This is a genomic window from Glaciimonas sp. PAMC28666 (assembly GCF_016917355.1).
Taxonomy (GTDB): Bacteria; Pseudomonadota; Gammaproteobacteria; order Burkholderiales; family Burkholderiaceae_D; genus Glaciimonas.
Genome location: NZ_CP070304.1, coordinates 1,534,313 through 1,549,122 on the forward strand (window position 1 = coordinate 1,534,313; position 14,810 = coordinate 1,549,122).

The following is a 14,810-nucleotide window of genomic DNA, read 5'->3' on the forward strand; positions in this document are numbered from 1 at the left end:
TATGGCTAGCAGCCGCTCAAGTTCGACTTGCCGTAGGTAAGCCGATACAGATAACGCAACGATACAAATCGCAGCTATAACGATGCTGTGACGATTAACTTAAATCCTAATAATGAGGAACAAAGGTCATGGCCACTGCTGCTCCCAATGCGCGCAACACTTCAAGCGCACGCCAGGTTAAAGAATTTGTTTATGCCTGGGAAGGTAGGGACAAAAAAGGCCGTCTGGTACGCGGAGAAATGCGCGCCAGCGGCGAAACGCTGGTTAACGTCACGTTGCGTCGGCAAGGCATTCTGGTCGTCAAACTGAAAAAAAAGACCTTCCGCAGCGGCAAAAAAATCTCAGAGAAAGATGTGGCGTTATTCACGCGTCAATTGGCAACAATGATGAAGGCTGGCGTGCCGTTATTGCAATCCTTTGACATCGTCGCCAAAGGGCATGCGAATCCATCCGTGTCCAAATTGATTAACGACATCCGGGCCGACGTCGAAACTGGCACAAGTCTGAATCAGGCATTTCGGAAATTTCCGCTTTATTTTGATCCCCTATTTTGTAATCTGGTAGGCGCAGGGGAACAAGCCGGTATTCTGGAAGACTTGCTTGCGCGTCTTGCAACCTACAAGGAAAAAACCCTCGCCATCAAAAGCCAGATCAAATCGGCTTTGTTTTATCCTATATCGATTTTGGTCGTCGCGTTTGTTGTCACCGCAGTCATCATGATTTGGGTGGTGCCAGCATTCAAGACCGTATTTGCCAGCTTTGGTGCCGACTTGCCCGGCCCCACTCTCGTTGTGATGGCCATATCGGATTTCTTCGTTTCGAACTGGTACTTTATCTTCGGTGGTATTTTTGGCGGTCTGTATCTTCTGTTCCAATCGTGGCGTCGTTCGTTGAAAGTGCAGCGGTTTATGGACAAAGCACTCTTGAAAGCGCCCATCTTTGGCGCCGTCATAAGAAAAGCCACCATCGCGCGCTGGACTCGTACGCTGGCCACGATGTTTTCGGCCGGTGTGCCGCTGGTGGAGTCGCTCGACTCCGTTGGCGGCGCTGCCGGTAACGCTGTCTATCTCGATGCGACCAAAAAAATTCAAAGTGAAGTCAGTACCGGTACCAGCCTGACGGTAGCCATGCAAAACTCCGAGGTCTTCCCCAATATGGTGACGCAAATGGTTTCAATTGGCGAAGAATCGGGTGCGCTGGATCAAATGCTAGGTAAAGTCGCGGACTTCTATGAAGCTGAGGTTGATGATGCCGTGGCATCGATGTCAAGTTTAATGGAGCCTTTGATTATGGTCGTCCTGGGCGTCTTGATTGGTGGCCTGGTTATCGCCATGTACTTGCCGATCTTTAAACTGGGCTCTGTCGTGTAAAACTCTTCTTCTGGAACGGCTCATTGATCTTTCACTCACTCTTTGCCATTTTTGAATAACTTTTCAAAAGCGCTACTTTTCAGTGGGTTACCAGTGTTAAAGCAACGTAATCAAAGAGATTATTGAGCTCCGGAGAAGTATATAATTTAGAAGACCTAGCCGTCACTATGGTCGAGATCATCGAACTACCGAAGATGAACTGCGTCGTTATCGAGTCGCCCCATATTATTGACTTGTCGCAAACGTGCAATGCAGGAAACAGGAAAATCACCAATGATCAAGCAGCGCTTCAAGGTTGGCATCGTGGGCTTACAGCCAGGAAGAAGTTGGGGTGCCATGGCGCATGTGCCCGCTATTCGGGCTTTATCGGACGATTTTGAAATCGTCGGAGTTGCCAACACCAGCCACGCCAGCGCCCAGGCGGCCGCTGCGGCTTGCGCGATTCCCCATGCCTTCACGAGCGTGGCGGAACTGGTCGGCTCGCCAGAGGTTGATATTGTCGTTGTTACGGTGAAGGTACCGCATCATTTCGAGATCGTAGCCGCGGCTATTCAGACAGGAAAACAGGTTTATTGCGAATGGCCGCTGGGCAACGGCCTTGCCGAAGCACAGGAAATGACGCGCCTGGCGCATGAAAAAGGTGTCTTGGGCGTAGTCGGAACACAGGCGCAGTTTGCGCCCGAGATTGCGTATCTTTCCAAGTTGATTGCTGACGGCTTCGTCGGGAAGGTGCTATCGAGCACCCTGATCGGCAGCGGCATGACCTGGGGTCCAAAGGTAGAAGCACGGAACGCGTACCTGCTGGATCGCGACAACGGTGCCACCATGCTGACAATTCCTTTCGGACATACCTTGGCTGCGGTGCGCACCGTTCTGGGCGACGTAGTCGAATTGTCCGCTCGGCTCGCCAATCGGCGCACTAGTGCCTGCATTATCGAGACCGGCGAGACTATGCCGATGACTTCACACGATCAGGTGCTCGTAGATTGCCTGCTTGATAGTGGCGTGCCACTCTCCGTTCACTACCGCGGCGGTATGCCGTGCGGCATCGGATTGCTGTGGGAAATCAATGGCACTGAAGGCGACCTGCAGGTGCATGGGGAGAACGGGCATGCGCAGATGGTGCGCTTGTCCATCCATGGTGCACGCCATGAGGACAAGATATTGTGCCCGCTTGCGGTACCGAACTCGTATTATGCGGGCTGGCCGCAAGACACCTACCCCGGTAACGTAGCACGCGTATATGCGAGGATGGCAGCAGATTTGCGCAACGGCACGCGCACGGCGCCCACCTTTGATGACGCAGTTGTTCTGCATCAGCTCATCGCGGCGGTGGAGACTGCTGCGAGTACCGGGGGCCGCGTCTCGCCCTAGTCTTTTCGAGTCCTGGACTCGACTTGACATTAATGATCTTCGTCGCAACGTCAATCGGTTAAGGTTTAAACGCCAAACGATAACAAGCATGGCATGCGAATCGCGCGTTTCAATGGCCTCGTGCCCGAATGTTCGATCGTACATGTTGTAATAAAACAAAAACAACGAACATCGATTTCAGCTCTGAAATCAATCTTCGCGCTTCTGCTCTGCTTCTGCTCTGCTTCTGCTCTTTTTGTTATTGCGCAATGTCAAAATGTTAAAATTTAGGCAAACGTAGTTTGTACGAAGAGGATTGCCCAAACAGGTTGTCGGCCCCGGCCCCAGGCCCGTCAAATGAATACAGCCACATTAACCCCCTAAAAGCGATTAAACGGATGAATGAGTTTTTACAGAATAACGCGTTCCGTGGTGTCTTATTTGCACCCGCAGGAAGTCTTGTTCCAACAGTGTTTGCGATTATTTGTGGATTGCTGATCGGCAGCTTTTTGAACGTCGTGATACATCGCTTGCCAAAAATGATGCAACGAGAATCCGACAATTACGTTGCTCAGGAAAATGGCCAGGAGTTGCCACACACGGACCGGTATAACCTGACCTTGCCTCGCTCGGCCTGCCCACAATGTCATCATCAGCTCGGCGCACTTGAGAACATCCCGGTAATCAGTTATCTGGCACTCGGCGGCAAATGCTCGTCCTGCAAGACCCCTATTTCGAAACGCTATCCGATTGTCGAGCTATTAACCGGCATATTGTCAGGCCTCCTGATATGGAAGTTTGGGAGTAGCTGGACGGGACTGGCGACCTTGTTATTCGTTTATTTCCTGGTGGCAATGACGTTTATTGACGCTGATACGCAGTTACTTCCTGATGATTTGACGCTGAGCTTGTTATGGGCCGGACTGTTGATTAATATTAGCGGAACATTTGTGCCTCTGACCGAAGCCGTGATCGGCGCTGCGGCGGGTTATCTGGTCCTGTGGTCGATCTATTGGCTATTTAAACTGACCACTGGCAAAGAAGGCATGGGGTATGGCGACTTTAAATTATTAGCTGCCTTAGGCGCATGGCTGGGCTGGAAAATGTTGCCTGTCGTTATTCTGTTTTCGTCGCTGGTGGGCGCATTGGTGGGAATCGCGTTGATTTTATTCAGTCGGCGGGGTCGCGACAACCCTATTCCGTTTGGCCCGTACCTGGCGGGGGCCGGATTGTTAGCATTGCTATACGGCCGCCCGATTTTAGAAGCCTATTTCGGTTTTGTCATCTAACATGGACCAACCCTCGTCAACGGATTCAAAGTCACTGGACACAATATTGCCGACGGCGTTTTCAATCGGATTAACCGGTGGTATCGGCAGCGGCAAGACGACTGTTGCGAATTTATTCGCTGAACGCGGCGTTGCGGTCATTGATGTCGATGTGATCGCCCATCAGCTAACGGCAGTCGATGGCGCTGGAATCGCAGCGATCCATGCCGCATTTGGGAGTGACTTCATTGCAGCCAATGGCGCTATGGATCGCAAAAAAATGCGAGAACTGGTCTTTTCGAACGCCGATGCCAAACATCGCCTCGAAACAATCTTGCATCCTCTCATTCGCTCTGAAACTGCGCTGGCGATTCAGCAGGCACGTGGACTGTACCTCATTCTGGCCGTACCGCTGCTGGTGGAGTCAGGGAATTGGAAGCAACGTGTGACGCGCGTACTGGTCATTGATTGTGACGAACAAACCCAGATCGAGCGCGTTATGCAGCGCAACACGATGACCGCTGCGCAAGTGCAGGCCATTATGGCGGCGCAGGCAACAAGGGAGCAACGTTTGCAGGCAGCCAATGATGTCATTATTAACAACTCCAGCGTTGAAGCGCTATCTCCCCAAATCGATAAACTGCACGCTTTCTATCTATCGTTAGTTCCGCAGTGATAAAGAAAATTGGTTGAGAGTTTGTAATTTTGCGTCGCTTGGGTCAGAATCACTACTTGTCGTGCCCACACATAAAGGGATAGCATTTTGATCGTTTACGAATATCCTTTCAACGAGCGCATTCGTACGTTGCTGCGACTGGAAGACTTGCACGAAAAATTCGTTTTTTTCGTGAGTCAGGAAAGCCCATTGCAACACCACGTTGCGCTATCCACCATCTTCGAGATGCTGGAAGTTGCCGGGCGCGCCGATCTCAAAATGGATCTTTTGCAAGAGCTTGAGCGCCAGCGACAAACTTTGCTAGGCTTCAGATCGAATCCAAACGTCCTTCCCGAGATGCTGGACGCCGTGCTGGACGAACTGGATCAAACCAGTGAAGCACTGAAGGGAATGCAGGGCAAAACCGGCCAGCATATCCGTGAAAACGAGTGGCTCATGAGCATCCGTGGTCGCACCATTATTCCCGGCGGTGCGTGTGAGTTCGATTTGCCATCCTACTACGCCTGGCAACAGCACCCTGCAGAAAAGCGCTATTCTGACATCCTTAGCTGGTTCGCCCCGCTTGCCCCATTATTTGACGCGATCGGCATTGTATTGCGATTACTGCGAGAAACCGGCCATCCGGTCAAGATCAGCGCCGACAATGGCAGTTACCAGCAAATGTTACAAGGCAAGTCCTATCAGATGTTGCGCATAACGATCGACGAGCAACTCGGTGCGATTCCTGAGATATCGGCGAACAAATACATGCTGTGGATACGCTATACCTCACAAGGCGGCGACCTCAAACCCAAGGCATTCGAAGGCGAAGTGCCGTTCGAACTGACACTCTGCAATTTTTGATTAAAGATTTTTGAAATACTATGGCTATTGTCGATTGTCCTACCTGCGGTTCCAAAGTTGAATGGACTGCAACCAACAAATTTCGACCTTTTTGCTCTGAACGTTGCAAGCAAATCGATCTGGGCGCCTGGGCCGAAGAAAAATACACGATACCAGCGGTCAATCCGCCGGATGACATTGATGACGACAATAAGCTGGCGCAATAGCCTTTAAACCAACGACCATCCACCGACGTATCCTGAATAGACCTGCTTATTTCGCTGCAGGTTGATACCAATCCAGAACCGGATGCGTCGTGCTACGCAGCCGTCAATGCTGATATTGGCACCTGCTTCTAACGCCCTTTGAGTGATGCGACTTAAATAACCCGCCGCAATTCCTCCAGCCATGCGATCAAAGGGATCGTCGCCTCAAGCAACGGTGACACTGCGACGCTACCCTGCCACGCAAAGGCCTGATCTTCGAGGCTTTGAGGCTCGCCGCGCCAATCTTTACTGACGTAAAAATGCAGACGCACATTGGCGTGGGGATACTGATATTGCACGCCACACCAAGGCTCGGCCGAAAGAATTTCGACCCCTAACTCCTCCATGAACTCGCGCTGCAAGGCCGCAAAGATGGTTTCTCCACTCTCCACTTTCCCACCCGGAAACTCCCAGTAGCCAGCGTAAGGCTTCCCCTCTGGTCGCTGGCCCAACAAGACGTCTCCGTTGGGGCGCATCAGAATGCCTACCGCGACATTGATCGGAGGATTGGCGGTCGTCATCTTAGCCCTCTTTCACGGCGTCATTCGCCCGGCATGATCCTTAGCAAATTGCCACGCTATCCGCCCTGAACGCGACCCGCGCTGCAAGGCCCAACGCAAAGCATCCCCGTGCGCTTCGGCGATCTGTTCGGCGTTGCATCCGAAATGTCCGAGCCAGTGAGCCACGATGTCCAGATAATCGTCCTGTTTAAATGGATAGAACGTCACCCATAATCCAAAACGTTCGGAGAGCGAAATTTTCTCTTCAACGGTTTCGCCGGGGTGTAAATCGCCATCTTCGGTCGTTTTGTAGGAAGTGTTATCAGACATTTTTTCCGGCAACAGATGGCGCCGATTCGATGTGGCATAAATCAGCACATTATCGGATTGCGCCGCGATGCTGCCATCCAGCGCGACCTTGAGTGCTTTATAACCGCTTTCGCCCTCTTCGAATGATAGATCATCACAAAAAACGATAAAACGTTCGGCGCGGCCAGCGACCAGATCAACGATATCAGGCAAATCCGCGAGATCGTCCTTATCAACTTCGATTAACCGCAAACCCTGCCCTGCGTACTGATTCAGGCACGCCTTGATAAGCGAAGACTTCCCGGTTCCCCGGGCACCGGTGAGCAGCACGTTGTTAGCAGGTTTGCCTTCCACAAACTGGCGCGTGTTTTGATCGATCTGGGTCTTTTGTGGCGTAATGTTATGCAGATCAGACAACCCGATGTTAGACATATGGCGGACTGCCTGCAAGTAACCGCCGCCCTGATTGCCTGACCGTCTGCGCCAGCGAAAGGCAATCGCCGCCCGCCAGTCGGGTGCGGCGTTCGGATTCGGCAAGATTGCCTCAAGACGTGCGAGCACCGCTTCGGCGCGGAGGAGGAACTGGTCTAGTTGCGTCATATATAGTCAATTCAATTATTCAAAATACAATGAAACTAAGCAGTACGGCTCAGCGATTGGCATGCATTGAAGGAGGAGCACTTCACATTCATTTTGCGACAATAAAGAAAGCCGCGCTTTCATCAAGAGCGATAGTCAGCGTTGATCGTCACGTATTCATGTGAGAGGTCACAAGTCCAGATAGTGGCGGTAGCAACACCGCGACCAAGATTCACGCGGACGGTGATTTCGCTTTGTTTCATGACGCGTTGGCCATCCGACTCCTGATACTCAGGATGACGGCCGCCGTTTTGAGCGACCCAGACATCATCCAGGTAAAGATTTATTTTTTCAACGTTCAGATCATCAACGCCGGCATAACCGATCGCTGCCAAAATCCGTCCCAGGTTAGGATCAGAAGCAAAAAAAGCCGTTTTTACCAATGGGGAATGCCCGATCGAATAGGCAATCTTCCGGCATTCCTCGACATTTAGGCCTGCCTCTACCGTCACCGTGATAAATTTGGTCGCGCCTTCACCGTCACGGATAATCGCCTGCGCCAAACGCTGTGACAATGTGGTGACTGCCTCGGCAAGTGCCGCATATTCCGGGGACTCGACGCTATTGACTTCCAAATCACCGACGCCCGTGGCGATCAGCATGAAGGAATCGTTGGTCGATGTATCGCCATCAATGGTAATGCAATTAAAAGATTGGTCGGCAGCCTGCTTGACCAACGTGTCCAACACCGGCTGTGCGACTTTTGCATCTATTGCCAGAAAACCGAGCATGGTAGCCATGTTCGGTTTGATCATCCCGGCGCCTTTGCTGATGCCTGTCATCGTCACGGTCTTACCGGCGATGGTCACCGTTTGCGATGCCGCTTTAGGCTGCGTATCAGTGGTCATGATGGTTTCTGCCGCATTCAACCAATTGTCAGCGCGCAGATTTTGTATTGCGGCCGGCAATCCTGCTTCAATCCGATCAACCGGCAGCGGCTCTAGAATCACGCCAGTTGAGAATGGCAAAATCTGCGCCGGATTGCAACCAAGCAGGTTTGCCAGCGTTGCACACGTTTGATTGGCCGCTGCCAGCCCCGTTTCACCGGTACCGGCGTTAGCGTTGCCAGTGTTAACGACTAACGCACAAATAGGCTCGCCTGACCGCCGTGCGGCCTCTAGATGCGCTTTACTGACCTGCACTGGCGCGGCGCAAAAGCGATTCAGCGTAAACACGCCAGCAACAGTCGCCGTAGGTGCCAACTTCATGATCAGCAAATCCTTACGATTGGCCTTGCGTACACCCGCCTCTGCGTAACCAAGTTCAATACCGTCGACAGGCTTCAGATCAGAAGCAACAGGGATGGGGGAATTGACGGCCATGAAAATCCTTTGCTGGGAAATTAAGAAAAAAGTGAATCAACCATGTTCGGTGCAGCGGTGACGTCATCGTTACCCGTACAGCAACCGAGCGACCCCGGTAACACCGTTCGCACCTGACGTACCCAGGTAATCAAGGCAGCCATTTTAAATCGGATAAGCCGCGACCGGTACATTCGCTGACGATTGTGCGGCCGAAAAAAAACGGAACTGGTTGCCCGGCTCCGCCTTTATTTTTTGCCTCCGGCTAACAGCTTACAGTCCAGCCCTGGCGTTTGGTTTCAATGCAACTAACAGCAAATCGCAGGCTTTACGCCAGTTGACCATGACATTGCTTGTATTTCTTTCCACTTCCGCAAGGACATGGATCGTTGCGCCCAACCTTCGGCACAGCGTCAACCAGGGCTTGCAATCTTGCCTCGTCCGGATGTGCAGTCGGGGCTAAAAGCTCTTCGGCGCCAGCATTTGGATTGAACTCGGCATGCTGAAAATGGACATTTTCAAGATGTGACTGCGACAACTCTTCCTCAGCCGCCTCAATTTCCGCGCGGTTTTCAATCCGCACCGTCATCACCACGCGCACCACCTCATTTTTGATGAGATCGAGCATCTGGCCAAACAGTTCAAACGCCTCGCGCTTGTATTCCTGCTTCGGATTTTTTTGCGCGTAACCACGCAAATGAATTCCCTGACGCAAATGATCAAGCGCCGCGAGATGTTCGCGCCAATGACTATCAACGCTTTGCAGCATGACACTCCGTTCAAAACCGGCAAAAGATTCTTTTCCGACCACTTCTGTTTTAGCCGCGTATTCAGCGTCTGCGGCGTTTAACACGCGCTCCAGCAATTCGTCATCGGTCAGACTAGGCTCCAGCTCCAGCACTTTAGCCAGCGGAATTTCCAAATGCAACTCACTGGCAAAAGCCGCTTCGAGCGAAGGAATATCCCATTGCTCGTCGAGTGATTCGGCTGGTACGTAGGTGCGGAACGTATCGTTCAAAACACCGTGGCGCAGCGAGCCAACCATTTCAGAAACGTCTCTGGATTCCAGCAACTCATTACGTTGTTGATAGATAACTTTGCGCTGATCATTGGCGACATCATCATATTCAAGCAATTGCTTACGAATATCAAAGTTACGCGCCTCTACCTTGCGTTGAGCAGACTCAATCGAGCGCGAAACAATACCCGCTTCAATTGGTTCGCCTTCCGGCATCTTAAGACGGTCCATGATTGAGCGAACCCGATCGCCGGCAAAAATTCGCAACAAGGCATCGTCCAGCGACAGGTAAAAACGCGACGATCCAGGATCGCCCTGACGTGCTGCGCGGCCACGTAACTGGTTATCGACCCGACGCGATTCGTGTCGTTCGGTTCCGATAATGTGCAAGCCGCCTGCGTTTGTCACATGGTCATGCAACGACTGCCATTCATTGACCATCTTGGCTGATTGCAATTGTTTTTCAGTTTCGCTGAGTTCAGCGTTAGCCTCAATAAATTGCACCTGTTTTTCGACGTTGCCACCCAGCACGATATCGGTACCGCGACCCGCCATATTGGTCGCAATAGTGATCGCCTTCGGACTACCTGCCTGAGCAATAATTTCCGCTTCACGTGCATGCTGCTTGGCGTTCAGGACATTGTGCGGCAACTTGGCTTTATCCAAAATCCCTGACAGCAATTCTGAATTTTCAATGGAGGTGGTGCCGACCAGCACTGGCTGTCCGCGATCAAAGCAATCCTGAATATCGATCAGCATTGCGTTGTACTTTTCGTTCGATGTCTTGTAGACCTGATCTTGGCGGTCTTTACGTTGATTCGGGCGATTTTGTGGAATGACGACCGTTTCCAGACCGTAAATTTCCTGAAATTCGTACGCTTCGGTGTCTGCAGTACCGGTCATGCCGGCCAACTTTCCGTACATACGGAAATAATTCTGGAACGTGATCGACGCAAGCGTCTGGTTCTCGTTCTGAATCTGAACGCCTTCCTTGGCTTCAACCGCCTGGTGCAAACCATCGGACCAGCGGCGTCCTTGCATCATACGACCGGTGAACTCGTCGACAATGACGACTTCGTTGTTTTGAATCACATAATGCTGATCCTTGTGATACAGCGAATGCGCACGCAACGCAGCATACAGGTGATGGATCAGACTAATATTTGCCGCGTCGTAAAGCGATGCGCCTTCCGCCAACAGCCCCATATTGGTCAAAATCTGTTCGGCTTTTTCATGACCCGCTTCAGTCAGCAATACCTGATGCGCTTTTTCATCCTTGGTGTAGTCGCCGGGGACCTCCACTTTACCCTTACCGTCGGGGGTCTCTTCACCAACTTGTAAGGTCAGCAACGGCGGCAATGCATTAATCTTCTGATACAGGTCAGTATGGTTCTCAGCCTGACCGGAAATAATCAGCGGGGTCCGCGCTTCATCGATCAAAATCGAGTCGACCTCATCGACAATCGCGAAATTAAGTGCGCGTTGTACCCGATCGCCAGCTTCGAAGACCATGTTATCGCGCAAATAATCGAAACCGAACTCGTTATTCGTGCCGTATGTGATGTCAGCCAGATAAGCAATTTGTTTGTCGTCATGCTCGACTGCGGACAGATTCACGCCGGTAGTCAGTCCCAGCCAGCTATACAGGCGCCCCATCCACTCAGCGTCGCGCTGCGCGAGGTAATCATTCACGGTCACAACGTGAACGCCCTTGCCGGACAATGCGTTCAGGTACGCTGGCAATGTTGCCATCAGCGTCTTACCTTCACCTGTGCCCATTTCGGCAATTTTTCCGTAATGCAACACCATGCCGCCAATGAGCTGGACGTCGAAGTGGCGCATTTTGAGAACCCGTTTACCGGCCTCACGGCACACCGCAAACGCTTCCGGCAACATGTCATCCAGCTTTTCACCATTGGTGATCCGCAGTTTGAACTCCGAAGTTTTAGCTTTTAACTGGTCGTCCGACAATTTTTCCATTGCCGACTCGAGGCCGTTGATTTGGCTTACAGTTTTTTGGTATTGCTTGAGCAGTCGCTGGTTGCGGCTACCGAAAATCTGGGTCAATAATGACATGCTAGGATTCTAAAAAAAAGGGCGTCGAAGCTGTTTTGCGTTTCCACATAAACCACTCCGTTTGTATCAGCCATTAACCTAAAGGCGAAGCGCCCGCCCTTAACCAACTAAGGAGAGCGAAGCGAACAAATTGCATAGCAAGCCTGAAATCTGATGATTAAGATCGGACTATCAAGCCTAAACTTAAGATTTACGCAATATTACCCTGTGAACGCATACCAACAAAGACTTTACGAATGGTCGGTTAGCGGGCTTACGTAAGTCCTATAACTAAATAAGTACAAGATTTTATCATGTGACCTTCGTCACGTTGGGGTTATGCGGCAGGAAACAATCCCAACGTCGCCAATTTATAGCGGGGTCAAACTTTGAAAACCGCAAAAAAAGATTAATAAAACAACTAATTACCTAGCAATCCCGCCATTTTTGCCTGATCGGTACCAGCGGCAAGGAATTTGCGCGGATCTTGTGCCACATCTTTGATTCTGACTTCAAAATGCAGGTGTGGCCCGGTCGAGCGTCCGGTGCTGCCGCTATCGGCGACACGTTGTCCGCGTTTTACGATATCTCCCACCTTTACCAGCAACCGCGACGCGTGCGCGTAACGGGTAACAATACCGTTACCGTGATCAATGTCAAGCATATTGCCATAGGCGGCATGGTATTCCGCGGAGATGACTACTCCGGCAGCAGCAGCCACGATCGGCGAGCCGGGCAGGACGGGGAAGTCGAGACCTTCATGGAACGCGCTACGACCGGTAAATGGATCCACCCGCCATCCAAAACTGGATGAGTTGTAATTTGCTTGCACTGGTTGATTGGTCGGCAACAGCTTTGCTTTAATTTTGTCGCTCATCAGCGTCGTTTCAAGCACATCCATATAGTCGGCACGATGGCCGATATCGCGCCCCATGGCGTCCAGCGCGAACTGAAATTCGGACATCCCGAATGCCTGCGGTTTTCGCCCATCCAAATCGGACGACTCTACGCCACCACTCCCAGGCACTTCTTTGAAATTAAACTCCTCCGGCTTGATCCCGGCCAGGCCCTGAACGCGCTCGCCCAAGGCATCGAGCCGCAATAACTGCGCTTGCATCTGGCCTAATTTGATCGCCATCGCGGCGAGATTTTCTTTCAGAAATTTTTCGCTATCAGCGGTGTCACTTGCGGTTGAGAACGCGATTTTCGCCTGAACAAAAGGCAAAATACCGGGTGAGGCAAAGCGGAAGAGCAGAAAATACAGGAGCGCAGTCGTCGCCAGGACCGCCATAAGAAAAAAAGCGATGAGTAGCACAATGTGGCGTCCAGCAAGCGTCATCGATTTGGCGCGTGAGAACCGCGGATGCAGCAGAATTACTTGCATCGTGACCGCTCGTCCATCCTGGACTCGGATCGCAACTTTAGCGAAAGTCGTAAAGGCAGCGCGCATGCGTCGCCGCAACCGGAATGAAGGTCGCCCTTAGCACCATAGGTGTGATATCGTTTCGTGATCATGCGTAAACTCTCATTTTCCTCTTCATTTGTGCAAGGGGCGACCAGCTCAAAGTCTTCCAAATCGATCTCTCGAGATGCCACTGATTTCCTCCGTGGGAATGACAAAATGGCGGCGTTGCTCCCGACCCTTACACGGATGGCGGCATTGCAAAAGCAGTGCGCAGCTGGGTTGCCGAGCATGTTCGAAGCATGCGAAGTATTACATTTCGAGGCAGGTCAGCTGGTTCTGTCAGCTCCGAATGCTGCATTGGCAACAAAATTAAAGCAACAGCTGCCCAAACTTCAAAATTACTTACTTTCGGAGAACTGGCAGGTTAACGGAATCCGTATCAAAGTACAAGTAAGCCAAGCCTTGCAAAAACTGACGCCGGTCAAACAGTTCAGTCTGACCCCGTCGGCAGTTTCAGCATTTACCCATTTGGCTGGCGCGTTGGAAACATCACCCCGGAACGAGGCATTGAAAGCCGCTCTGGCGACAATGGTCAAAAGATATACCGATGAGCAAAATAGGTAGCGGAGGAGATAGCCGATGCGGCGGAACCTGGAATTGGCCACAGGCAGCCGTTAGAAGATCGCTGACGATCAGGAGCGCGCAACGTTAAATATCGTTAACGTTCAGCATCCATATGCGGCTAATTAGCCCTAAATGCGGCTAATTAACTTTAAACAACGCGCCCCAGAGATGGCGATGATGTTTAGTTTAAAGCCCATTCCTGTTCCACCTGACGCTGATAGGTGTCAGGAGCCGAGGCGAGGTTTTCAAAACTGACAATTTCGTATGCATCAGGTTGCGCAAGCAGAGCGCGCAGCAACTGGTTATTCATTGCGTGACCGGATTTGTGGGCGCTATAGCTCGCTAATAGCGGATGCCCGATCAAATACAAATCTCCGATTGCATCCAGTATTTTGTGTCGCACAAATTCGTTTTCGTACCGCAAGCCATCGCTATTCAAAATCCGGTACTCATCCATTACGATGGCGTTTTCTAGCGAACCGCCGCGTGCCAGACCCATTCCACGCAACGTTTCGACATCCTGCATAAAGCCAAAAGTCCGCGCGCGGGCGATTTCTGTCACATAGGATTCGATGCTGAAATCGACCTCCGCGGTTTGCCCCGTCCCATCTACGGCAGGATGATGGAATTCAATGAAAAATTTCAGTTTGAAGCCGTCACACGGTTCCAGGCGCGCCCACTTTTCCTTGTCGCCCTGGCCTTCACGAACTTCCACTGTCTTTTTAATACGAATAAATTTCTTTGCAGCGCCCTGTTCTTCCAGCCCCGCTTGCTGAAGCAAAAATACAAACGACGAGGCGGAACCGTCCATGATGGGAATTTCTTCCGCTGTCAGGTCGACATATAAATTATCAACACCGAGGCCGGCGCAGGCAGATAGCAAATGCTCGACCGTTGACACCCGATGACCGTCTTTCGATAGCACGGACGCCATGCGGGTATCCCCGACCCCGGTAGCAGTGGCCGGAAAGTCGATAACCGGGTCAAGATCAATACGACGGAAAACAATGCCGGTATTAATCGCTGCCGGGCGCAAGGTCAGTTCGACCTTGGTCCCGGAATGCAATCCGATACCAACGGTTTTGACGAGTTTTTTGATGGTGCGTTGTTTCAACATGTGACCATTATAGGTGTTGCAGAAAGCATCTACCGTAACGATGTGTAGATTTTGTGGGATAAAAAACACGAATCGCAGCCTAAGAGA

The 14,810-nt window shown here is 51.5% G+C and carries 13 protein-coding genes; 7 read left to right on the forward strand and 6 right to left on the reverse strand.

Features of this window, described 5'->3' with window-relative positions:
- The first annotated feature begins 128 nt into the window (after nt 1-128).
- The 6 genes from JQN73_RS06485 (at nt 129) to JQN73_RS06510 (ending at nt 5,716) form a co-directional block, all read left to right on the forward strand.
- On the forward strand, nt 129-1,370 hold the full coding sequence (locus tag JQN73_RS06485) for a type II secretion system F family protein (RefSeq protein WP_205322289.1): 1,242 nt from the start codon (nt 129-131) through the stop codon (nt 1,368-1,370).
- A 273-nt stretch (nt 1,371-1,643) separates the two neighbouring features.
- Nucleotides 1,644-2,744, forward strand: a complete 1,101-nt coding sequence (locus JQN73_RS06490; RefSeq protein ID WP_205322290.1) for a Gfo/Idh/MocA family protein — start codon at nt 1,644-1,646, stop codon at nt 2,742-2,744.
- Nucleotides 2,745-3,121: 377 nt separating this feature from the next.
- Entirely contained in the window at nt 3,122-4,012 is an 891-nt protein-coding gene (locus JQN73_RS06495) for an A24 family peptidase (RefSeq protein ID WP_205322291.1), read from the forward strand.
- A gap of 1 nt (nt 4,013) precedes the next feature.
- Nucleotides 4,014-4,667, forward strand: a complete 654-nt coding sequence (gene coaE / locus JQN73_RS06500; RefSeq protein ID WP_205322292.1) for a dephospho-CoA kinase — start codon at nt 4,014-4,016, stop codon at nt 4,665-4,667.
- 87 nt (nt 4,668-4,754) lie between these two features.
- Complete coding sequence (gene zapD / locus JQN73_RS06505) at nt 4,755-5,510, forward strand: cell division protein ZapD (protein ID WP_205322293.1); 756 nt, start codon at nt 4,755-4,757, stop codon at nt 5,508-5,510.
- A gap of 20 nt (nt 5,511-5,530) precedes the next feature.
- Nucleotides 5,531-5,716 (forward strand): DNA gyrase inhibitor YacG, encoded by a 186-nt coding sequence (locus JQN73_RS06510; RefSeq protein WP_205322294.1) that lies wholly within the window; start codon nt 5,531-5,533, stop codon nt 5,714-5,716.
- 152 nt (nt 5,717-5,868) lie between these two features.
- Here JQN73_RS06510 and JQN73_RS06515 read toward each other — a convergent pair whose 3' ends face one another.
- The 5 genes from JQN73_RS06515 to JQN73_RS06535 all read right to left on the reverse strand — a co-directional run bounded on the left by JQN73_RS06515 (nt 5,869) and on the right by JQN73_RS06535 (nt 12,961).
- Complete coding sequence (locus JQN73_RS06515; RefSeq protein WP_205322295.1) at nt 5,869-6,276, reverse strand: NUDIX domain-containing protein; 408 nt, start codon at nt 6,274-6,276, stop codon at nt 5,869-5,871.
- Nucleotides 6,277-6,288: 12 nt separating this feature from the next.
- A complete protein-coding gene (locus JQN73_RS06520; protein ID WP_205322296.1) occupies nt 6,289-7,164 on the reverse strand; it encodes an ATP-binding protein in 876 nt (291 codons plus the stop codon).
- A gap of 122 nt (nt 7,165-7,286) precedes the next feature.
- Nucleotides 7,287-8,525, reverse strand: a complete 1,239-nt coding sequence (argJ, locus tag JQN73_RS06525) for a bifunctional glutamate N-acetyltransferase/amino-acid acetyltransferase ArgJ (protein WP_205322297.1) — start codon at nt 8,523-8,525, stop codon at nt 7,287-7,289.
- 307 nt (nt 8,526-8,832) lie between these two features.
- Nucleotides 8,833-11,598, reverse strand: coding sequence for a preprotein translocase subunit SecA (gene secA, locus JQN73_RS06530; protein ID WP_205322298.1), 2,766 nt, complete (start codon nt 11,596-11,598; stop codon nt 8,833-8,835).
- Nucleotides 11,599-11,998: 400 nt separating this feature from the next.
- Nucleotides 11,999-12,961 (reverse strand): M23 family metallopeptidase, encoded by a 963-nt coding sequence (locus tag JQN73_RS06535; protein ID WP_205322299.1) that lies wholly within the window; start codon nt 12,959-12,961, stop codon nt 11,999-12,001.
- Nucleotides 12,962-13,198: 237 nt separating this feature from the next.
- On the opposite strand from JQN73_RS06535, the gene JQN73_RS06540 reads away from it, so the two are divergent.
- Nucleotides 13,199-13,606 (forward strand): hypothetical protein, encoded by a 408-nt coding sequence (locus JQN73_RS06540; RefSeq protein ID WP_240162456.1) that lies wholly within the window; start codon nt 13,199-13,201, stop codon nt 13,604-13,606.
- Nucleotides 13,607-13,787: 181 nt separating this feature from the next.
- On the opposite strand, the gene lpxC is transcribed toward JQN73_RS06540, so the two are convergent.
- Nucleotides 13,788-14,723, reverse strand: a complete 936-nt coding sequence (lpxC, locus tag JQN73_RS06545; RefSeq protein ID WP_205322300.1) for a UDP-3-O-acyl-N-acetylglucosamine deacetylase — start codon at nt 14,721-14,723, stop codon at nt 13,788-13,790.
- Nucleotides 14,724-14,810 lie beyond the last annotated feature (87 nt).